Source organism: Rhizobium sp. BK418, from assembly GCF_004341105.1.
Taxonomy (GTDB): Bacteria; Pseudomonadota; Alphaproteobacteria; order Rhizobiales; family Rhizobiaceae; genus Rhizobium.
In genome coordinates this window covers 571,159-592,302 of the sequence record NZ_SLZK01000003.1, presented here as the reverse complement: position 1 = coordinate 592,302, position 21,144 = coordinate 571,159, and the positions used below count along the sequence as shown (strand labels likewise).

At 59.3% G+C, this 21,144-nt stretch carries 17 protein-coding genes; 8 read left to right on the top strand and 9 right to left on the bottom strand.

Annotated features, from left to right (window positions below):
- Positions 1-19 precede the first annotated feature (19 nt).
- The 3 genes from EV281_RS14400 to EV281_RS14390 all read right to left on the bottom strand — a co-directional run bounded on the left by EV281_RS14400 (position 20) and on the right by EV281_RS14390 (position 3,964).
- Positions 20-1,384, bottom strand: coding sequence for a glutamine synthetase family protein (locus tag EV281_RS14400; protein ID WP_132653767.1), 1,365 nt, complete (start codon positions 1,382-1,384; stop codon positions 20-22).
- 144 nt (positions 1,385-1,528) lie between these two features.
- On the bottom strand, positions 1,529-3,076 hold the full coding sequence (locus EV281_RS14395; RefSeq protein ID WP_132653766.1) for an amino acid permease: 1,548 nt from the start codon (positions 3,074-3,076) through the stop codon (positions 1,529-1,531).
- 117 nt (positions 3,077-3,193) lie between these two features.
- Positions 3,194-3,964: an N-formylglutamate amidohydrolase gene (locus tag EV281_RS14390; RefSeq protein WP_132654308.1), complete on the bottom strand. Its 771-nt coding sequence runs from the start codon at positions 3,962-3,964 to the stop codon at positions 3,194-3,196.
- Between the two features lie 177 nt (positions 3,965-4,141).
- On the opposite strand from EV281_RS14390, the gene EV281_RS14385 reads away from it, so the two are divergent.
- From EV281_RS14385 to EV281_RS14360, 6 genes are all read left to right on the top strand, one after another.
- Positions 4,142-5,014, top strand: a complete 873-nt coding sequence (locus EV281_RS14385; RefSeq protein ID WP_132653765.1) for a MurR/RpiR family transcriptional regulator — start codon at positions 4,142-4,144, stop codon at positions 5,012-5,014.
- Positions 5,015-5,204: 190 nt separating this feature from the next.
- Positions 5,205-6,308, top strand: a complete 1,104-nt coding sequence (locus EV281_RS14380; RefSeq protein WP_132653764.1) for an ABC transporter substrate-binding protein — start codon at positions 5,205-5,207, stop codon at positions 6,306-6,308.
- A gap of 76 nt (positions 6,309-6,384) precedes the next feature.
- The gene (locus EV281_RS14375) at positions 6,385-7,278 is read left to right on the top strand and encodes an ABC transporter permease subunit (protein ID WP_132653763.1); all 894 of its coding nucleotides are present in this window, start codon (positions 6,385-6,387) and stop codon (positions 7,276-7,278) included.
- Positions 7,275-8,063, top strand: a complete 789-nt coding sequence (locus EV281_RS14370) for an ABC transporter permease (RefSeq protein ID WP_132653762.1) — start codon at positions 7,275-7,277, stop codon at positions 8,061-8,063. The genes EV281_RS14375 and EV281_RS14370 overlap by 4 nt, the downstream gene beginning before the upstream one ends.
- Positions 8,064-8,075: 12 nt before the next feature.
- On the top strand, positions 8,076-9,137 hold the full coding sequence (locus tag EV281_RS14365) for an ABC transporter ATP-binding protein (protein WP_132653761.1): 1,062 nt from the start codon (positions 8,076-8,078) through the stop codon (positions 9,135-9,137).
- A 163-nt stretch (positions 9,138-9,300) separates the two neighbouring features.
- Positions 9,301-9,606: an NIPSNAP family protein gene (locus EV281_RS14360; protein ID WP_132653760.1), complete on the top strand. Its 306-nt coding sequence runs from the start codon at positions 9,301-9,303 to the stop codon at positions 9,604-9,606.
- A 52-nt stretch (positions 9,607-9,658) separates the two neighbouring features.
- Here the strand turns inward: EV281_RS14360 and EV281_RS14355 are convergent, their stop codons facing one another.
- From EV281_RS14355 to EV281_RS14335, 5 genes are all read right to left on the bottom strand, one after another.
- A complete protein-coding gene (locus EV281_RS14355) occupies positions 9,659-10,660 on the bottom strand; it encodes an ABC transporter ATP-binding protein (RefSeq protein ID WP_132653759.1) in 1,002 nt (333 codons plus the stop codon).
- Between the two features lie 10 nt (positions 10,661-10,670).
- Positions 10,671-11,738, bottom strand: coding sequence for a Gfo/Idh/MocA family oxidoreductase (locus tag EV281_RS14350; RefSeq protein ID WP_132653758.1), 1,068 nt, complete (start codon positions 11,736-11,738; stop codon positions 10,671-10,673).
- Positions 11,735-12,577 (bottom strand): carbohydrate ABC transporter permease, encoded by an 843-nt coding sequence (locus tag EV281_RS14345; protein WP_132653757.1) that lies wholly within the window; start codon positions 12,575-12,577, stop codon positions 11,735-11,737. Before EV281_RS14345 ends, EV281_RS14350 begins: the two co-directional genes overlap by 4 nt.
- Before the next feature lie 13 nt (positions 12,578-12,590).
- Positions 12,591-13,538: a sugar ABC transporter permease gene (locus tag EV281_RS14340; RefSeq protein WP_132653756.1), complete on the bottom strand. Its 948-nt coding sequence runs from the start codon at positions 13,536-13,538 to the stop codon at positions 12,591-12,593.
- Positions 13,539-13,755: 217 nt separating this feature from the next.
- Positions 13,756-15,015, bottom strand: a complete 1,260-nt coding sequence (locus EV281_RS14335) for an ABC transporter substrate-binding protein (protein ID WP_132653755.1) — start codon at positions 15,013-15,015, stop codon at positions 13,756-13,758.
- 531 nt (positions 15,016-15,546) lie between these two features.
- On the opposite strand from EV281_RS14335, the gene EV281_RS14330 reads away from it, so the two are divergent.
- Together EV281_RS14330 and EV281_RS14325 are read left to right on the top strand one after the other, a co-directional pair.
- A complete protein-coding gene (locus tag EV281_RS14330) occupies positions 15,547-16,431 on the top strand; it encodes an N-acetylglucosamine kinase (RefSeq protein ID WP_132653754.1) in 885 nt (294 codons plus the stop codon).
- Entirely contained in the window at positions 16,428-17,192 is a 765-nt protein-coding gene (locus tag EV281_RS14325) for a GntR family transcriptional regulator (RefSeq protein WP_132653753.1), read from the top strand. The genes EV281_RS14330 and EV281_RS14325 overlap by 4 nt, the downstream gene beginning before the upstream one ends.
- Positions 17,193-17,305: 113 nt before the next feature.
- Here EV281_RS14325 and metH read toward each other — a convergent pair whose 3' ends face one another.
- On the bottom strand, positions 17,306-21,079 hold the full coding sequence (gene metH, locus EV281_RS14320; protein ID WP_132653752.1) for a methionine synthase: 3,774 nt from the start codon (positions 21,077-21,079) through the stop codon (positions 17,306-17,308).
- Positions 21,080-21,144 lie beyond the last annotated feature (65 nt).

Genomic DNA, 21,144 nt, shown 5'->3' with positions numbered 1-21,144 from the left:
TTCCGCTTCGGATATGTTCTTAAGCTCTCTCGAAGCCGCGCGCCACTTCCCAATCCGTCACGCGGCGGTCGTATTCTTCCTGCTCCCATTCGGCGGCGCGTGTATAGTGGTCGATCACCTCGTCGCCGAAGGCCGCGCGCAGCATCTCCGATTCCGTCATTGCCTTCGTTGCAGCGCGCAGCGTGCGCGGAATTTCGCGAATATCCTTGCCGAAATAGGCGTCGCCCACATAAGGCGCTTCCAGTTCCAGCTTCTTCTCAATGCCGTCGATGCCGGCAGCGATCAGTGCTGCGAAGGCAAGATACGGATTGAGATCGGAGCCGCCGACACGGCATTCGATGCGGATCGCCTTGGTCTCCTCACCGCAGAGGCGATAACCCGCCGTACGGTTGTCCTTGCTCCAGATGGCCTTGGTCGGCGCAAAGGTGCCGGCCATAAACCGCTTGTAGGAATTGATGTAGGGCGCCAGGAAATAGGTGATCTCGCTCGCATGGCTGAGCAGCCCGGCAATATAATTTTGCATCAGCGGAGACATGCCGTAATGGCCGGTATGATCGAAGAAGAGCGGCTTTTCTTCCAGGCTCCAGAGCGATTGATGGATATGCGAGGAGCTGCCGGCAGCATTGTAATGCCACTTGGCAAGGAAAGTGATCGCCTTGCCCTTCGACCACGCAATTTCCTTGCAGCCGTTCTTGATGATCGCGTGGCGGTCCGCCATCGTCAACGCATCGGCGTAGCGCACGTTGATTTCTTCCTGACCAGCGGATGCCTCGCCCTTGGAGTTTTCGACCGGAATGCCCGCACCCTGCAGACCCTTGCGAATTGCCCGCATCACCTCTTCTTCCTTGGTCGTCTGGAAGATGTGGTAATCTTCATTATAGGCGCTCGCGAGCTTGAGATTGCGATAGCCGGAAGCCTGCGCGGCATCATAGCTCTGGTCGAAGAGGAAGAATTCGAGCTCCGAAGCCATGTAGGCTTTCATGCCCATCGCCTCCAGCCGCTTCACCTGCTTTTTCAGGATCGCGCGCGGCGAATGGGCCACTTCCTCATGCGTATGATGATCGAGCACGTCGCAGAGCACGAGCGCGGTGCCTTCGAGCCAAGGAATGAGCCGGAGCGTCGAAAGATCCGGCTTCATCGTATAGTCGCCGTACCCCTTCTCCCAACTCGTCGCCTTGTAGCCGGAGACGGTTTCCATCTCCATGTCCGTCGCCTGCAGATAGTTGCAGCTGTGCGTCTCCTTCCAGGCGCTTTCGAGGAAATATTCAGCCTGGAAACGTTTGCCCATCAGGCGCCCCTGCATGTCCACCTGGCAGGCTAGCACCGTATCGATGCGCCCGTCGGCAACGTCCTGTCTGAGATCGTCGAGAGTGTAGCTGCTCATGATTTATCCGCCTGAAAGTGAAACCGGGAAATCGGGACAACGAAACGACATGCGACCACCGGGACCGACCCGACCATACCCTTTCATTGAACCGTGAGGGGGCCGCATGGTGCGGCCCCGCCATTGAGAGGGAAGCCTCGATGTTCAGCGTTCGCCGACAGCCCTTTCAGCCGCTGCGATTTCGGCCTGGCGCCTTGCCACTTCGTCGCCAATCGGCGGCCCCTTGAAGCGGCGGCTTTCGAAGCCGAACCAGACGATGCCCGTCAGCACCAGGAAACCGACGGTGATGTAAAGCGCCCAGTCGTTCGGCGGCTGGATACCGAGGACGAAGATCAGGATCATTGCAAGGATCGAGAGAACCGCGAAGAGCTTGAACGTGCCCTCGCCAAGATTCCACGGACCCATCTTGTCCCACTTCGATGTCCCCCAGGCTAAGAGGCCGAGCGTGATCGGGATCGCGAAGGAGAAGAACAGGAAGATGACCGTGCACGATACGACGATCGTGTAAACCGGCGTCTCGCCGATAGAAACGAGCGAAGAACCCCAGACGAAGAGCACCGAAAGGATCGAACCCGTCCAGATAGCCGCAACCGGCGTGCGATGCTTAGGGCTGACCTTCGACAGCGCCTTGGAAGCCGGCAGGCCACCATCGCGCGAGAAGGCAAAGATCATGCGCGAGACCGAGGTGACGGTCGCAAGCCCGCATAACCACTGGCTGACGAGGATCGCGAGGTAAAGGATATCCTTCACGACCGAATTGACCTGCGTATCCATCGCCCAGAAGAATACGTTCCAGCCCTGCTTTGCCGCATCGTCCATGTTCGGCAGCATGAGCACGAAAGCGCACAGCATAATGTAGCCGAAGAGCGCCGACCAGAGCACGGAGGAGACCATGCCGCGCGGTACGGAATGCGCTGCCTTGACCGTTTCTTCCGATGTATGGGCGGAAGCGTCATAGCCCGTTATCGTGTAGATCGGCAGCAGCAGACCGAGCAGAAATACCCAAATGCCCGATGTCGACGGCCAGACGTTGCCGCCGGCTTCGCCGGAATAATTGGCGAAGGTGAAGAGCCGTCCGAACTCATAGGACGGAGCTGACAGCAGACATACGGCCGCGAGCGCGATCGAGGTTGCGAAGATCAGATAGCCCGAAAAGTCCGTGAGCTTGGCAGTCAGGCCGATGCCCATGTGGTTCACGAGCGCCTGCGCGCCGGTGATGATCACCAGGAAGATGATACGCACCGTCGTCGTGTCCGTCAGGCCGAGATAGCTCGTCCCGAAGGCACCCATGAAGAAGTAATAGGTGCCGACATTGATGGCGCCGAGAACGGTGACGAGACCGAGCAGGTTGAACCAGGCAGTCAGCCAGCCGGTGAAGCGGTTGCCGAGGATCGAGCCCCAATGGTAGAGGCCGCCGGCCGTCGGATATGCGGAGCTGATCTGCGCCATCGCGACCGCGAAGACGAGCGAGACGAAGCAACCTAGCGGCCAGCCGATGCCGATCGCGGCACCGCCTGCACCTGCGGTTGCTTGCGCGAGCGAGTTGATCCCACCCGACAGGATGCAGATGATTGAGAAGGAAACGGCAAAGTTCGAGAACGAGCTCATTCGCCGTTCAAGTTCCTGGGCATAGCCCATGGAATGCAGGATACTCATATCCTGCTTCTTATCACTTTCGGAATAGTCCGACATGACTTCCCCCTGTTGACAATCGCCCGCGGGATTGCGGTCGATCCTGTGCCAATAGTGCCCGCGGCTTTTCGCCTTGCGGACTGTTCGCAGTTAAACTGCTCCCCGGGGTCTTTTTATTCAGCCATCCAGACTTTGCTGGAGAAGCCTTGTGAGATAGTCGGCCACGACCCCTTGGCCGGTATCGTCTGCGATGAGGTCGTTGCGGACCTCGATCATAACATTGCGAAGCCCGTTGGAAATGCCATGCAGGATCAGCGTGTGCGTCACGCCGTCGGCAGGACCATAGGGTTCGTTGCGTTCGGTACGGTAGAGCGGCGCGTTGGCAGCAAAACCCAGCATGCGGTCGGCAAGACGGCTGTCCTCATCATGGAGGATGCCGAGCTCCACGGTCCGCTGCCAGCCATTATAGACCGGCGTGAAACTGTGGATCGTCACGATGACGCTATCCTGCCCCCTCGCCTGCCGCTCGCGGATCAGGCGGCGCACCTCATCATGGAACGGCAGGTAGAGCGCTTCCGTGCGGGCATTGCGCTCGCCTTCCGTCAAATCCTTGTTGCCGGGAATCGAGTAGATCTCGCTGACCTCAGGCATTGCGCCCGGCGAGTTTGGCGGCCGGTTGCAGTCATATATCAGCCGCGAGAACCGCTGGTAGATGAGCGTCGCATCCAGAGCCGCCGAGATATTGCGGGCAACGGCCAGTGCGCCAGGATCCCAGGCAATATGGCTCGAAAGCGCTTCTTCGGAAAGGCCGAGATTACCGAAATGTCGGGGAAGCGTGCGGGATGCGTGCTCGCAGATAAGGAGCACGGGGCTCTTGCCGTCGACGCGATCGATTGCGACGCAATCGCCGTCTGCCTCGCTGAGAATTTGGGCCTGAGCCAGCACCAAAGGCGCTTCCCCCATCGCTTAATAAATCCTTTATAAGAAAAGAATTCTTCAGCTTCATCGCAGTGTCAAGCTCGCTCTGAAAATTTCTTTTCATGACAGTCATTGACATGGATTGTGACAGCGTTGTTAACTTTCGATGGGAAAGTGGCGCCAGACCATCCCGGGGAGCAAAATCAAGTGAGTGTCGCGGCTAAGACCGTTTCGGATGTCATTCATTCGCATTTAGGCGTGCTCACGCGCGCCGAAAGGCAGTTGGCCGAAAGCCTGCTCGATAACTATCCCGTCTCCGGTCTCGGCAGCATCACCACCATCGCCGAGAATGCCGGCGTCTCCACGCCGACAGTCGTGCGCATGGTCCAGAAGCTCGGCTACAAGGGCTATCCGGATTTCCAGCAGCATCTGCATCAGGAAGTCGAGGCGACGATCTCCAACCCGATCGCCAAACATGACCGCTGGGCCCAGAATGCGCCGGGCACGCATATATTGAACCGCTTCGCCGATGCCATCATGGGCAATCTGCGCCAGACGCTGACAGATCTCGATACCGCTACCTTCGATAATGTCGCGGCCCTGCTCTCCGACCGCAAGCGCACGCTTTATTTCGTCGGTGGGCGCATCACCGGCGCGCTCGCTGAATACTTCTTTACCCATATGCAGGTCATTCGTCCGAACACCGCGTTACTCTCGTCCAATTCGTCGAGTTGGCCGCAATATGTTCTCAATATGAATCCGGGCGACCTGCTGATCATCTTCGATATCCGCCGATACGAGCAGGAAATGGCGAGCCTTGCCACTGCAGCCCGCAAGCGCGGAGCCGAAATCATCGTCTTCACCGACCAATGGGGCTCGCCCGCCGCCAAGCTCGCCCGTCACGCCTTTCGCGTGCAGATCGAGGCGCCGTCAGCATGGGACTCCTCCGTCGTCACGCTCTTCATCGTCGAAGCACTGATCGAAGCCGTGCAGAACTCGACCTGGGACGAGACGAAGGAGCGCATGAAAACGCTGGAAGGGCTGTTCGAACAGACGCGGCTTTTCCGCAAACCCGGCTAGGAGGGACCAGTAAAAATAAGGGCAAAAACAACGACGGATCACGCGGAAACAGAATAGCCTGTCGCAAACGAAACATCTGCAGCTAACGCCCGCTATTCATGGCAAAATTAGCGTCATCCAACTGTCATACAAGCTTCATCTAACGCCAGTAACAGCACATCGGACACTGAAAACCCGAAGGAGAACAACAGTGATCTCTAACATTTCTCGACTGCTCTCGCTTTCTACTGCGATGATCGTTGCTTCGACTGCGATCGCAGCCGCTGAGCCGAGCGCCGATCTTATCGCAGCCGCCAAGAAGGAAGGCACGCTGACGACAATCGCTCTGCCGCACAGCTGGTGCGGTTACGGCGACCTGATCTCCGCTTTCAAGGCAAAGTACGGTATCGAAGTCAACGAACTGAACCCGGATGCCGGTTCGGGCGACGAAATCGAAGCCATTAAGGCAAACAAGGGCAACACCGGCCCGCAGGCTCCTGACGTCGTCGACGTTGGCCTTTCCTTCGGCCCGTCCGCCAAGAAGGATGGCTTGCTCCAGCCCTATAAGGTTTCCACCTGGGATTCCATTCCGGACTCTGCAAAGGACGCTGAAGGCTACTGGTACGGCGATTACTACGGCGCTCTGACTTTTGTCGTGAACACGGACATCGTCAAGAACGTCCCGAAGGACTGGGCCGACCTGAAGAAGCCGGAATACGCAAACACCGTTTCGCTCGCTGGCGACCCGCGCGTTTCCAACCAGGCTTATCAGGCTGTTTATGCCGCTGGCCTCGCAGCTGGCGAAAAGGAGGCCGCCAAGGCTGGTGAAGCTGGTCTGAAGTTCTTTGGCGACCTCAACAAGGCCGGCAACCTCGTTCCGGTTATCGGCAAGTCCGCTTCGCTTGCTCAGGGCTCCACCCCGATCGTCATCGGCTGGGACTACAACGGCCTCGCATGGCGCGACAGCCTCAACGGCAACCCGCCGGTTGAAGTCGTCGTTCCGCAGACGGGCGTTGTCGCCGGCGTTTACGTCCAGGCAATCTCCGCTTTCGCTCCGCATCCGAACGCTGCCAAGCTCTGGATGGAGTACCTGTACTCGGACGAAGGTCAGATCGCCTGGTTGAAGGGCTACTGCCACCCGATTCGCTTCAACGACCTCGCCCAGAAGGGCAAGGTTCCGAAGGAGCTGCTCGACAAGCTGCCGCCGGCCGAAGGCTATGCAAAGGCTGTATTCCCGTCTGTTGAAGAACAGAACGCTGGCGCTGCCGTCATCACCAAGCAGTGGGACAGCGTCGTTGGCGCCAACGTCAAGTAATTGACTGACCCGGCCTCTCCGTCTCTAATCGACGGAGAGGCCTTTCTCGTTCCTTGGCCCCAGGAAGAGCTTTTCCATGAGCACAGTTTCAACGCCAATGGTCAGCGCCATGCCCTTGATCAACAAAGATAAAGTGATCGACTGGCTGGGCATTGCGCCTTTCATTATATTTTCGCTGTTATTCCTGATCATACCGACGCTCTACCTGGTCGTGGGCGCGTTCTTTACGCCCGACGGACAATTCACGTTCCAGAACATCGCCGACCTTTTTACGCCGTCGATCCTGAGCGCTTACTGGATCAGTATCCGTGTTTCCGTCGCCTCCGCTCTCGGCGGTGCGCTGATCGGCTTCTTCCTCGCCTGGGCCGTGGTGCTCGGCGGCCTGCCGACCTGGGTCCGCTCCACGCTGCTCACCTTCTCCGGTGTCGCCTCGAATTTCGCCGGCATCCCGCTCGCTTTCTCGTTCCTGGCGACACTGGGCCGCACCGGCCTCGTGACCATATTCTTGCGTGACTGGTTCGGCATCAATCTCTACGCCACGGGCTTCAACCTGCTGTCCTTCACCGGCCTGACCATCACCTACATGTATTTTCAGATCCCGCTGATGGTGCTGATCCTGACGCCGGCTCTTGACGGCATGAAGAAGGAATGGCGTGAGGCTTCCCAGATCCTCGGCGCCACCAACCGTCAGTACTGGACCATGGTCGCCTTGCCGATCCTGTGGCCGAGCCTGCTTGGCACGACGCTTCTGCTCTTCGCCAACGCTTTCGGTGCCATCGCCACCGCGTATGCGCTGACCGGTTCATCGCTAAACATCGTGCCGATCCTGCTCTACGCTCAGATCCGCGGCGATGTTCTTCACAATGCGAACCTCGGTTACGCGATCGCGCTCGGCATGATCGTCATTACTGGCGTATCGAACGTTCTCTATCTCATGCTGCGCATGCGCGCTGAACGGTGGCAGAAATGACGGGACAACGTATCGGCGCCTGGATCGCCATCATTATCGGCGCGATCTACTTCTTCGTGCCTCTGCTGGGTACGCTGGAATTCTCGCTGCGCATGCGCCGCGGTGTCTACAGCTTCGATGCTTACCGCTCAGTCTTCTCCGATCCAGACTTCCAGGCAACCTTCGGCTATTCAATGCTGATGGCGCTCCTCACCATTGTCTTCGGCATGCTGCTCGTCGTGCCGACGGCTTATTGGGTGCGCCTGCGCGTGCCGCAGATGCGTCAGATCGTCGAATTCATCACGCTGCTACCGCTCGTCATTCCGGCGATCGTCATCGTGTTCGGCTATCTGCGCATGTACAACTCATCGTCGATCCTACCGCTGACGGGCTTTACGACCGGTACGAACATCTTGCTCGTCATCTCCTATATGACGCTTGCGCTGCCCTACATGTACCGCTCCGTCGATACCGCCATGCGCGCGATTGACGTGCGAACGCTGACGGAAGCAGCTGAGAGCCTCGGTGCCAGCTGGCCGACGATCATGTTCAAGTGCATCTTTCCGAACGTCATGAGCGGCGTGCTTTCGGGTGCCTTCATAACGCTCGCGATCGTCATGGGTGAGTTTACCTTCGCAGCCCTGCTGAACCGCCCGGCCTTCGGCCCCTACCTGCAGCTCGTCGGTGCGAACAAGGCCTATGAGCCGTCCGCGCTCGCGGTTATCGCATTCTCGATCACATGGCTCAGCATGGGCCTGCTCAACCTCGTTTCGCGCTTTGGCAAAGCCCGCCCGGCTAAAGCATAAGGTATTTGGCTCATGTCTTTTCTTACCCTGACCAATATTCAGAAATCTTTCGGCCAAACCCAGGTCGTCAAGAACTTCAACATGGACATCGAGAAAGGGGAATTCGTCTCCTTCCTCGGCCCGTCTGGCTGCGGCAAGACGACGGTTCTGCGCATGATCGCTGGCTTCGAAGCGCCGACCGGCGGCACGCTGACGATCAACGGCAAGGACCAGCGCGCGCTGAAGCCGAACCAGCGCAATATCGGCATGGTCTTCCAGGCCTACGCCCTCTTCCCGAACATGACGGTGCATGACAATGTTGCCTTCGGCCTGAAGGTCGCAGGTGCGCCGAAGCCTGAGATCGACAAGCGCGTCAAGGAAATGCTCGGCCTCATCAAGCTCGAGCATCTGGCCGACCGCTTCCCCTACCAGATGTCAGGCGGCCAGCAGCAGCGCGTAGCACTCGCCCGCGCCCTTGCCGTCAAGCCGCAGGTTCTGCTGCTCGACGAGCCGCTGTCTGCTCTCGACGCTAAGATCCGCGTTTCACTGCGCGAGGAAATCCGCCAGATCCAGCAGTCGCTCGGCATCACCACCGTTTTCGTCACGCACGACCAGGAAGAAGCGCTGTCGATCTCCGACCGCATCGTCGTCATGAACGCCGGCAAGGCCGACCAAATCGGCACGCCCTTCGAGATCTACAACACGCCGGCAACGCGCTTCGTCGCCTCCTTCGTCGGCACGCTGAACCTCATCGAAGCCAAGGTGGTCGATCCCGACAGCAACCGCATCCAGATCGGCGATCAGAGTGTCACACTGAAGCAATCAGTTCAGGCCTACAAGGCCGGCGACACCGTACAGCTCGCGCTTCGTCCGGAAGCCGGATCGCTGGCTGAAGGCGCTCGCAGCGATACCGCACTGACCGGTCAGGTCGTCTCCGCACACTTCCTGGGTTCGGTCATTCGCACCCGTATGGATGTCGGCGGCAACGTGATCTCCTTCGACATGTTCAACAGCCCCGGCATCACCCCGCCATCCGCGGGCGAAACCGTCACGCTTCGCTTCATGGCCGCCGATCTGCTCGTCATCCGCGACTGACTGGTGGCAATTGAATTCGTCAGAAAGGCGCCGGCGATGCGGCGCCTTTTTCGTTTCAGCCGGGAGATCATCAGCAATCGTGATCGCGCCATCAGCAAGCTCGGCTTGAAGGGACGGAACGCGCCGCATAGAAACAGGCCCGCCACTACAAACGGACATGTCGATGATTACCTGCTATCTGCGCTATGTGATCGATCCCTATAAGCTCGCCGAATTCGAAGAATATGCCCGGCTCTGGATTCCCATCGTCAACAGGATGGGCGGTACCCATCACGGCTATTTCCTGCCGTCGGAAGGCGCCAACAACATTGCCGTCGCACTGTTTTCCTTCCCGAGCCTTGCAGCCTACGAGGACTACAGGACGCGAATGGCAAGCGATCCGGAATGCCAGGCCGCTTTCGAACTCGACAAACGCAATCGCAGCATCGTCAGCTACGAGCGCAGCTTCATGCGACCGGTTCTCGGCTGAAGATATTCTCTAGCCGGAAACCAAGGGCCCCGCTTTTTCGTTCGATCGACGGTCAGCGGATCGCCTTGCCGTTGGCATCGAAGCGATGGATATGCGTGCCATCCGGAGTCGCATAGACGATCTCGTCCGGCTCATACTTATGTTCGCCGAAGAGACGCGCTGTGACGAGGCCGCACTGCTCTGATTCCAGATAGACGATGGTGTCGGCACCGAGATGTTCGACATGCACGGTCTTCGCCTTCCACGTGCCGCTGTCGCGGGACAGCGTCAGATGCTCGGGGCGGATGCCGACCGTCTTTGCATTGGCATCACCGAGCTTGTCACCGGGGATGAAGTTCATCTGCGGCGAACCGATGAAACCGGCGACGAAGACATTGGCTGGGCGATTGTAGAGTTCCATCGGCGAGCCGATCTGCTCGATTGCACCGGCATTCAGTACCACGATCTTGTCGGCAAGCGTCATCGCTTCCACTTGGTCGTGGGTGACGTAGATCATCGTCGCCTTCAGGCTGCGATGCAGACGGGCGATTTCCAGACGCGTCTGCACGCGCAGCGCCGCATCCAGGTTGGAGAGCGGCTCGTCGAACAGAAAGAGTTCCGGCTCACGCACGATGGCGCGGCCGATCGCCACACGCTGGCGCTGGCCGCCCGAAAGTTCGGACGGGCGGCGGGCGAGATATTGTTCCAGCGAGAGCATCGACGATGCCTTGGTGACGCGCTTTTCGATCTCGTCCTTCGCAGTACCCGCCTGCTTGAGGCCAAGCCCCATATTGTCCTTCACCGTCAGGTGGGGATAGAGCGCGTAGGACTGGAAGACCATGGCGATGCCGCGCTTGGCAGGCGGCGTCAGCGTCTCGTCGCGGCCGTTGATGATGACGGCGCCCGAGGTGACGTCTTCCAGGCCGGCAATGCTGCGCAGCAGGGTCGATTTCCCGCACCCTGAGGGGCCGACGAAGATGACGAATTCGCCGTCCTTGACCTCAAGGTCGATGCCCTTCAGCACGTCATGAGTGCCATAGGCCTTGCGGATGGATTTGAGTTGAAGCGATCCCACTAGTCTTTCCTTATAGTCTAACCGGTCGGCCGGTGCGCACGCTTTCGTCAGCGGCAAGGCAGATGCGCAGCGAGGCCACGGCATCATCCATATGGCGGGTAAGGTCCAGATCCTCACGGACAGCACGCAGCATGAAGGCCTGCTCTAGGTCGCAAAGCTCTTGATGGCCCGGCTCGCCCGCCATGGTCATGTCCTGATCGGGACGGATGAACTTGCCGTCTGGCCCGGTCTCTGCCGAATGAAGGCGAATGACGGAAGTTTTGGTGTGAGTGTCGATATCGTCGGACTTGGCCGTCGGATCCATGACGATCGAGACAGCGCCATTCGGCGACATGACGTCCTTCACGAAGAAGGCAGTTTCGGAAATCATCGGCCCCCAGCCGGCCTCGTACCAACCGACGGAACCGTCTTCATAGAGCACCTGCAGATGGCCGTAATTATACATGTCTGGCGCGATCTCATTCGACAGGCGCAGGCCCATGCCGCGAACTTCGATGGCCTTGGCATCGGTGATCTGGCACATGACGTCGACATAGTGGACGCCGCAATCGACGATCGGCGAGGTCGTTTGCATCAAAGCCTGGTGCGTATCCCAGGTCGGGCCGCTGGACTGCTGATTGAGGTTCATGCGGAAAACATAGGGGCCGCCGAGCTTCCGCGCTTCCTCGATCAGCTTCTTCCAGGAAGGGTGGTGGCGGAGGATGTAACCGATGACCAGCTTCTTGCCGGCCTTCTTAGCCGCCGCCACGACGCGCTCGGCATCGGCAACCGTTGTTGCCAACGGCTTTTCGACGAACACATCACAGCCGGCCTCGAAGGCGGCAACGGCGTAATCGGCATGGCTGTCCGAATAGGTATTGATCGAGCAGAGATCCGGCTTCAAGTCGGCAAGCGCCGTCATGAAATCGGGATGGATCGTATATTGCTCCAGTTCCGGCGCCAGATGCGCCGGTTTGGAGCGGTTGACGAGACCGACGATCTCGTAGCCAGGATTGTTGTGATAGGCGAGCGCATGGCTGCGGCCCATATTGCCAAGTCCTGCAACGAGGACGCGGATCGGCTTGTCGGATTGGCTCACTTGACGGCTCCCGAGGTAATGCCGCGGATCAGTTGCCGCGAGAAGATGACATAGAGGACGAGGATCGGCAGGATCGCCAGCGACAGCGCTGCCAGAACCGCATTCCAGTTGGTGACGAATTGGCCGATGAAGATCTGCGAGCCGAGCGTTACGGTCTTCGTAGCTTCGGACGGCGCCAGGATCAGCGGGAACCAGAGGTCGTTCCAGATCGGGATCATTGTGAAGACGGCGACCGTCGCCATAGCCGGCCGCACCAGCGGCAGCACGAGGCGGAAGAAGATCGCATATTCCGAGAGTCCGTCGATCCGCCCGGCATTCTTCAGGTCGTCGGAAACGGTGCGCATGAATTCCGACAGGATGAAGATCGCGAGCGGAATGCCCTGCGCCGTATAGACGAGGATCAGCGCCGTCAGCGTGTTGACGAGACCGGTCGCGACCATGCCCTGCAGGATGGCGACCGTGCCGAGGCGGATCGGGATCATGATTCCGATCGCCATATAGAGGCCCATCAAGGTATTGCCCTTGAAGCGATATTCCGACAGCGCGAAGGCGGCCATAGCTCCGAACAGCAGCACGAGGAAGATCGCCACGATCGTCACAATAAAGCTGTTCTGGAAATAGGTGGCGAAGTCACCCTGCCCCAGCACAGTCTGATAGCCGATCAGGCTGAAAGTCGAAGGTGTGGGCACCTGCAGCGGCGAGCGGAAGATCGCATTGCGGTCCTTGAACGAATTCACGATCGTCAGGAACACCGGGAAGATCGCAATCAGCGTATAGGCGATCAGCGCCAGATGCACGAGGCCGGTGCGAATGGGGGATGTGCGCGCTCTGTTCGACATGGGCTCACACTCCTCAGAACTGATAGCGGCGCATGCGCCGCTGGATGGCGAAAAGGTAGAAGGAGACGCCGGCAAGGATGATCAGGAACATGACCGTTGCGATAGTCGCACCCATGGACCGGTCGCCGAGCTGGAGCTGGAAACCGAAGAAGGTGCGATAGAGCAGCGTACCCAGAATATCCGTTGACATATCTGGGCCGGCAAGCGCGCCCTGGACCGTATAGATCAGGTCAAAGGCGTTGAAATTGCCGACGAAGGTCAGGATCGAGATGATACCGATTGCCGGCAGCACCAGCGGCAGCTTGATCTTCCAGAACTGCGCCCAGCCGGTAATGCCGTCGCATTCCGCAGCCTCGATCACCTCCTCAGGGATGCTCAGAAGCGCCGCATAGATCAGCATCATCGGGATGCCGATATATTGCCAGTTGGAGATCAGCGACACGGCGATCAGCGCAGGACCGGACTGGCCGAGCCAGGGCGCAAATGCCCATTTCAAACCGACGAAGCTCATCAGCCAGGGTGCCACGCCCCAGATCGGCGAAAGGATCAGCTTCCAGATAAAGCCGACGATGACGAAGGAGAGCAGCGTCGGCAGGAAGATTGCAGTGCGATAGAAGGCGACAAAACGCAGCCGCGGCGTCGACAGAAGCGCAGCCAGCGCAATGCCGATCGGATTCTGCACGCACATATGGATGATGAAAAAGATCACATTGTTGCGCAGCGCATTCCAGAAGTCATGCACCCACCGCGGATCGCCGAAGAGAACTTGATAATTGGCGAAGCCGACGAAGGCCGGGGCGCCATCAACCGTATTGTAGAAGGAAAGCCGGAGCGTTTCGATCAGCGGCAGGATCATGATCGCCGAATAGACGATGAATGCCGGAAGAAGGAAGATGCCGATATGCCAGCGTATGGGACGCTTGATCGGGATCACGTCGACTGCGTTGTCGGCTTCGCTCATGGCTTTTGCCTGTTCTTATTGGCTGGGCCGACAGGCGCAGCTCAGGTGAAAATCTTGCCCCTCACTCCTCCTCACTCTGTCCGGAGAGCAGGATCGGGCCCATACCTGAAAACAACGGGCCAAGAGGCGGCTGCGAGTCTCCTGCCCTTGCGAGACAAGATGGCCGGCAGGCCGGTAAGGGCCGGCTTGAAGCCGCCCCTTACCTTGAATGACAGGCTTACTTGCCTGGCTTGTACCAGCTGTCGAGGCCCTTCTGCAGCTTCTCGGCAGCAGCGGCCGGCGTATCCGTGCCGTTGATGACGTTTGCCGATTCAACCCAAGTCTCGTTTTCAAGGTTCGGCGTGCCGCGCGACAGGATTTGATAGGTGGAGCGGACGGTCGACTTGTACGGGCCGCGCCAGGAAACGAACTCCTGAGCGAGCGGATCGCTCATCTTGACCGGGTTGGAGTTCAGGCTGAAGAAGCCCGGTAGCGCATTCGCATAAATGTCTGCGAACTCGGGTGAAGCGACCCAGGTGAGGAACTTCTTGGCTTCCTCCTGGTGCGTGCTCTTGGTGTTCAGGCCGACGCCGATATCCGGATGATCGGAGATGTAGCCCTGGTCGCCAGACTTCGGAACCGGCGGCGGGAAGGCACCCATCTTGAACTGGGCCTGCGTGTTGAACAGGGCGATTTCCCATGAACCGGCCGGGTAGATTGCGGCGCGGCCGAGCGTGAAGAGGTTCTGACTGTCCGAGTAGGTCTGGGCTTCGAAACCGTCACCGAGATAGGGCTTCCACTTGGCAAGTTCCTCGAAGGGCTTGACCCAGGCGGGATCCGTCAGCTTCTGCTTGCCAGCGATCAGCGCTAAGCGGCCCTCTTCACCTTTCCAGTAGTTCGGACCGATATTCTGGTAGCCCATGGTTGCGGCTTCCCAGAGATCCTTCGTGCCCATGGCGAGCGGAATGTAGGTACCGTCAGCCTTGATCTTGTCGAGGGCTGCGAAGAATTCGTCTTCCGTCTTCGGAACAGCAATACCGAGCTTGTCGAAGGCATCCTTATTGTAGATGAAGCCGTGAATGACCGAAGCCATCGGCACGCAGAAGGTCGACTTGCCGTCATCCGTCGACCAGGCAGCCTTGGCGACCGGCGAGAAGTTTTCCATGCCGGACAGGCTGGTAAGGTCGGCAAGCTGCTTCTTGTTGAAGAGTTCGAGCGAAGCGTCGAATGGACGGCAGGTGATGATGTCGCCTGCAGAGCCGGCATCGAGTTTGGCGTTCAGCGAAGCGTTATATTCAGTCGGAGCGGTTGGCGAGAAGACGATCTTGATGCCCGGGTTCTTGGCTTCGAAAGCCGGGATGATCTTTTCCTGCCAGATCTGCAGGTCGTCGTTACGCCAGCTTTCGACTGTGAGCGTCACGTCAGCGGCATGTACGAGGCCGGCTGACGACAGCAGGCTGGAGGCAAGCAGCAAGCTTTTCAGAGCAGTGTTTTTCATTTCCCTCTCCTGTTTTGAGCGCCGCTAGGCGCTGTTTTCGGTCTGAAACAAGCAGTTGGCGTGCCTGAGGAAACACCCAACGCCCCTTTTTGGAGCCGCCAGGATTGCCGGCCCCGAAGCTCGACCGACGCGGAAACTGGCGTCTCCGGTCGGATGGCGCGCCCTCCCGATACGCTGAACCGGGCGCTGAAAAATAAAGAAAAAGCGTGGAGAGATGGCTTGCGCATCCATGAGCCGAGCCGGCCCTGCGGATCGCTGTCTGCACCTTCCTCGAAACCTGTCCGGCCTTGTTTTTCTTTGCCGGTTTCTACATGCCTCGATACGCTGTTCCCTTTTTCGGAATTAAGGCCAAAAAAATACCAATTGTCCAGCCGAAATTAACTTTTGGGCCAGAGAAAATTGATTAAAAAATTTTATCACGCAAAATCAATAAGATAAAAAGACCACATTTCGCGATCATTTCCACTTGGTAAATGGTATTTTTTTGGTATTGTACTAAAAACACAAGGGAACGGCGTATCCGGAGGTCCGATGACGGAGCTTGCAATCGGCATAGACGGCGGCGGAACAAGCTGCCGGGCCGCAGTTGCGGACAGAATGGGTAAGGTCATCGGTCACGGCAAGGCTGGCCCTGCTAATATCCTTTCCGATCTGGAAAACTCTCTGATCAACATCGTCGAATCTGCCCGTGCGGCCCTGCGCGATGCAGGATTCAAAAGTGAAGCCGTTTCCACGGTCTCTGCCGTGCTCGGCGTTGCCGGCGCGAATGTCGGCGACTACGGCAAGCGGATCGAAAAGGCTCTGCCCTTCAAAAACGGCCGCGTGGTTACCGATGCGCTTATTTCACTGCAGGGCGCGCTCGGCGACGCCGATGGCGTCGTCGGCGCCTTCGGTACCGGCTCCGTCTATTATGCGCGACGGGACGGCAAGCTTCGTGGCATTGGCGGCTGGGGCTCAATCGTCGGCGATCAGGCGAGCGGCGCCCGTCTCGGTCGCGACCTCCTGGAAAAATCTCTCCTCGCCTATGACGAGGTTCGCCCCGCCTCCCCCCTAACGATCAAAGTCATGGCCGAATACGGCAATGATCCGGAACGGCTCGTCGAATTCGCCCATACGGCCCGGCCCACCGATTTCGCTCGTTATGCTCCCGCCGTCTTCGAAGGTGCTGCGGCCGGCGACGCCACCGCAATCGAGATTATCAAGGATGCAGCGCTTGCCATCGATCAAAGCCTCGATGTGCTCACTTGGCCGAGATGCCCATCGGTCTGCCTGCTCGGCGGCCTTGCCAAAGCCTATGATCCCTGGATCGCTGATCGACACAAGGCATTGCTGTCGGAGCCGAAGGCAGATGCGCTGCAGGGTGCCGTCGATCTCGCAGTCAAACTCTTGAACGAACAGCAGAGAGGCGCGGCATGACCGATGATCTCGCCTCTATTCTCTCCCCCGAACGCCTTCAGGCCGGCGGCACCGGTCCACTTTATGTGAAGCTGCGCCGCACGTTGGAAGACGCTGTCCGCACCGGAACCCTCGCCTATGGCGACGCCTTGCCGCCCGAACGCGACATCGCCGAATTCGCCGCTGTCAGCCGCGTCACTGTGCGCAAGGCGATCGACGAGCTTGTGGCCGACGGCCTGCTGGTACGCCGCCACGGCTCAGGCACCTTCGTCACAAAGCCGGTATCCAAGGTCGAGCAGCGCCTGTCGCAACTCACTTCTTTCACCGAAGATATGGCCCGGCGCGGCATGACCGCCCGCTCTGAATGGCTGCATAAGGGCGTCCATACGCCCTCGCCCGATGAAATGATGATCCTCGGCCTCGGCACCGACATCAAGGTCTCACGCCTCTCGCGCCTGCGCATCGCCGACGACCAGCCCCTGGCGATCGAAAATGCGAGCGTGTCAGGCGAATTCCTGCCCGATCCTTCCGCCGTCGGCAACTCGCTCTATGCCGAGCTGGAGCGCCTCGGCGTGCGTCCCGTCCGCGCTGTCCAGCGCATTTCCGCGACCAACATGAAGGAAGCCGACGCCCATTTGCTCGGCGTCCCCGTCGGCCAGGCCGGGCTTTCCATTGAGCGTATTTCCTATCTCGGCTCCGGCCGCGCGGTGGAATTCACGCGCTCACTCTATCGCGGCGATGCCTATGATTTTGTGGCCGAACTGACGATCGGGGCCAACTGAAATCTCATTCACTTCAAAAAGTTAAAGCCGGAAAGTGAATCACTTTCCGGCTTTTCCGTTCATTAGATCGATCACTGAGCGCCTAGCCTGAAGTGACGGAATAGATTCGGCAATCAGGCCGCGTCTTCGATATCCTCATCGGCCTTACGCGGCACATAATTGAGAACCGGTCCGAGCCAGCGCTCGACCTCGGATATCTCCATGCCCTTACGCTTGGCATAGTCTTCCACCTGATCGCGCTCGACCTTGGCGACGCCGAAATAATAGGAGTCGGGGTGGGCGATATAGATGCCGGAAACCGAGGAGCCCGGCCACATCGCATAGCTCTCCGTCAGCTTCACGCCGGCAGTGTTCTCTGCGTCGAGAAGGGAAAACAGCGTCTTCTTCTCAGTGTGATCGGGCTGCGCGGGATAGCCGGGCGCCGGACGGATACCGGCATAGGCCTCGGTGATGAGCTCCTCGTTGGAGAGGTGCTCATCCCTGGCATAGCCCCAATACTCGCGGCGCACACGTTCGTGCATGCATTCGGCGAAGGCTTCAGCGAAGCGGTCGGCAAGCGCCTTGACCAGAATCGAGGAATAGTCGTCATTCGAGCGCTCGAAACGCTCGGCAATGGCGATCTCCTCGAAGCCGGCGGTCACGACGAAGCCGCCGACATAATCCTGCACGCCGCTATCGACGGGCGCTACGAAGTCCGACAACGCTACATTCGGACGGCCGTCGCGCTTCGAAAGCTGCTGGCGCAACGTGTAGAAGGTAGCCAGTTTCTCCTTGCGGGCATCATCCTTGAAGAGGCGGATATCGTCGCCGACAGTGCCGGCCGGCCAAAAGCCGATAACGGCGCGGGGACGGAACCACTTCTCGTCGATGATCTTCTTCAGCATCGCCTGAGCGTCGGCCCAGAGGGCGCGTGCTGCTTCGCCCTGTTTCTCATCCTCGAGGATCGCCGGGTAGCGGCCGCGCAGCTCCCAAGTCTGGAAGAACGGCGTCCAGTCGATGTATTTCGCAAGCTCTGCCAGATCGTAATCTTCGAATACCTTGCTTCCAAGGAAGCTCGGCGTGGTTGGCTTGTAAGCCGTCCAGTCGATCTTCTGCGCATTCTCGCGAGCACGCGCGAGCGGCAGGCGCACCTTCTCGGCTTCGCTGCGCGCATGGGCGGCGGCGACCTTGGCATATTCCGCCTTGATCTCATCGATATAGGTCTGGCGGCCCTCCGGCGACAGCAGCGACGAGACAACACCGACGGCGCGGCTCGCATCCGTCACATAGACCGTCTGGCCCTTGTTATAGCCTGGATGTATCTTGACGGCCGTGTGCACGCGGCTGGTTGTGGCGCCGCCGATCAGAAGCGGAATATCGAGGCCCTGCCGCTCCATTTCGGCCGCGACATGCACCATCTCGTCGAGCGATGGCGTGATGAGGCCCGAGAGACCGATGACATCGACCTTCTCGGCAACCGCCGTTTCCAAGATCTTCGTCGCCGGCACCATGACGCCGAGGTCGATGATCTCGTAATTGTTGCAGGCGAGCACGACGCCGACGATGTTCTTGCCGATATCGTGCACGTCGCCCTTGACGGTCGCCATCAGAATCTTGCCTGCGGACTGACGTTCATCGCCGCCATTCTGGCGCTTCTCTTCTTCCATATAGGGAAGAAGAACGGCAACGGCCTGCTTCATGACCCGGGCGGACTTGACCACCTGCGGCAGGAACATCTTGCCAGAGCCGAAGAGGTCGCCGACGACATTCATGCCGGCCATCAGCGGGCCTTCGATGACGTGCAACGGGCGCGCGGCCTGCTGGCGAGCTTCTTCGGTATCGGCTTCGATATATTCGGTAATACCGTTGACAAGCGCGTGTTCGAGACGTTTTTCGACGCTCCACTCGCGCCAGGAAAGATCCTGCGCCTTGGCTTCCTTGGCGCCGGCGCCGCGGAAGCGTTCGGCAACCTCGAGCAACCTCTCGGTCGCGTCGGCGCGGCGGTTCAGCACCACGTCTTCGCAGGCCTCGCGCAGTTCCGGATCGATCTGGTCGTAGACGGCCAACTGTCCGGCATTGACGATGCCCATGTCCATGCCCGCCTGAATGGCGTGGTAGAGGAAGACGGCGTGCATCGCCTCGCGCACCGGCTCGTTGCCGCGGAAGGAGAAGGAAAGGTTCGACACGCCGCCGGAAATATGCACGAGCGGCATGGTCTTTCGGATCGTGCGCGTGGCCTCGATGAAGTCGACGCCGTAATTATTGTGTTCTTCGATACCGGTCGCGACCGCGAAGATGTTCGGATCAAAGATGATATCTTCTGGCGGAAAGCCGACCTTTTCCGTCAGCAGCTTATAGGCGCGCGTGCAAATCTCGACCTTGCGCTCGTAGCTGTCCGCCTGCCCCGTCTCATCGAAAGCCATGACGACGACGGCCGCGCCATAATTGCGCAGCAGGCGCGCCTGGGCGAGAAAGTTCTCCTCGCCTTCCTTCAGTGAGATCGAGTTGACGATCGGCTTGCCCTGGACGCGTTTCAGGCCGGATTCGATGATCGAGAACTTCGAACTATCGATCATCACAGGCACGCGGGCGATATCCGGCTCGGCGGCGATCAGGTTCAGGAACTCGACCATCGCCTTCTCGGAATCGATCAGGCCCTCGTCCATGTTGATGTCGATGACCTGCGCGCCGTTCTCGACCTGGTCGCGGGCGACATCGAGCGCTGCCGTGAAATCGGCGTTGGTGATCAGCTTGCGGAACTTGGCCGAGCCGGTGACGTTGGTACGCTCGCCGACATTGACGAAGGGAATGTCCTTGGTGAGCTGAAAGGGCTCGAGACCCGACAGCGACATCAGCGGCTTGTGTTCCGGGATCGGGCGCGGCTTGTACTTGGAAACGGCCTGCGCGATGGCACGGATATGGTCCGGCGTCGAGCCGCAGCAGCCGCCGACGATGTTGACGAGACCGTCGCGGGCAAAGCCCTCGATCTGAGCCGACATGGATTCCGGCGTTTCATCATACTGGCCGAATTCGTTCGGCAGGCCAGCGTTCGGATAGGCGCAGACGAACGTGTCGGCGACACCTGAAAGCTCCTGCAGATGCGGGCGCATCGCATTGGCGCCAAGCGCACAGTTCAATCCGATCGTGAACGGGTTGGCGTGACGCACCGAATTCCAGAAAGCGCTCGGCGTCTGGCCGGACAGCGTGCGGCCCGAAAGGTCGGTGATCGTACCGGAGATCATGACAGGCAGACGAATGCCCTTGGCCTCGAAACGCTCCTCGCAGGCGAAGATTGCCGCCTTGGCGTTCAGCGTGTCGAAGATTGTCTCGATCAGGATGATATCGGCGCCACCATCGATCAGGCCGTCGATCTGCTCGGCATAGGCTTCGCGCAGGTCATCGAAGGTGACGGCGCGGAAGCCCGGATTGTTGACGTCAGGCGAGATGGAGGCCGTGCGGTTCGTGGGGCCGATGGCACCGGCAACGAAACGGCGCTTGCCGTCTTCGCGCTCCGCCCGCTGGGCGGCGCGGCGCACGATCTCGGCCCCTTCCTTGTTCAGCGCATAGACCTCGCCTTCCATCTGGTAATCGGCCTGCGCGATGCGGGTCGAGGAGAAGGTGTTGGTTTCGAGGATATCGGCACCGGCCTTGGCGTATTTATAGTGGATTTCCTCGATCGCATCCGGCTGCGACAGGATCAGCAGGTCATTATTGCCCTTCTGATGGCAGGCACAGCCGATGAAGCGGTCGCCGCGAAAATGGTCTTCATCGAAGCCCAGGCCCTGGATCTGCGTGCCCATGGCGCCGTCAAGAACGAGGATGCGTTCGCTGGCAGCGTTCTTCAGCGCCGCAAAAACTTCACTGCCATCACGCTTGCCCCCTTCGGGACCAAAGAGATTGTCGAACACGGGAAGGCTCCTTGACGTCATAAGATCGGAAACGACAAATCACATAAAGATATCTTTATGTCAAC

Excerpts from the sequence above, each read along its gene's own strand:
- EV281_RS14360 (WP_132653760.1), top strand. The coding sequence starts at position 9,301 with ATGATTACCTGCTATCTGCGCTATGTGATCGATCCCTATAAGCTCGCC.
- EV281_RS14330 (WP_132653754.1), top strand. The coding sequence starts at position 15,547 with ATGACGGAGCTTGCAATCGGCATAGACGGCGGCGGAACAAGCTGCCGG.
- EV281_RS14340 (WP_132653756.1), bottom strand. The coding sequence starts at position 13,538 with ATGAGCGAAGCCGACAACGCAGTCGACGTGATCCCGATCAAGCGTCCC.
- EV281_RS14365 (WP_132653761.1), top strand. The coding sequence starts at position 8,076 with ATGTCTTTTCTTACCCTGACCAATATTCAGAAATCTTTCGGCCAAACC.
- EV281_RS14325 (WP_132653753.1), top strand. The coding sequence starts at position 16,428 with ATGACCGATGATCTCGCCTCTATTCTCTCCCCCGAACGCCTTCAGGCC.
- EV281_RS14395 (WP_132653766.1), bottom strand. The coding sequence starts at position 3,076 with ATGTCGGACTATTCCGAAAGTGATAAGAAGCAGGATATGAGTATCCTG.
- EV281_RS14370 (WP_132653762.1), top strand. The coding sequence starts at position 7,275 with ATGACGGGACAACGTATCGGCGCCTGGATCGCCATCATTATCGGCGCG.
- EV281_RS14345 (WP_132653757.1), bottom strand. The coding sequence starts at position 12,577 with ATGTCGAACAGAGCGCGCACATCCCCCATTCGCACCGGCCTCGTGCAT.
- EV281_RS14375 (WP_132653763.1), top strand. The coding sequence starts at position 6,385 with ATGAGCACAGTTTCAACGCCAATGGTCAGCGCCATGCCCTTGATCAAC.
- EV281_RS14335 (WP_132653755.1), bottom strand. The coding sequence starts at position 15,015 with ATGAAAAACACTGCTCTGAAAAGCTTGCTGCTTGCCTCCAGCCTGCTG.
- EV281_RS14400 (WP_132653767.1), bottom strand. The coding sequence starts at position 1,384 with ATGAGCAGCTACACTCTCGACGATCTCAGACAGGACGTTGCCGACGGG.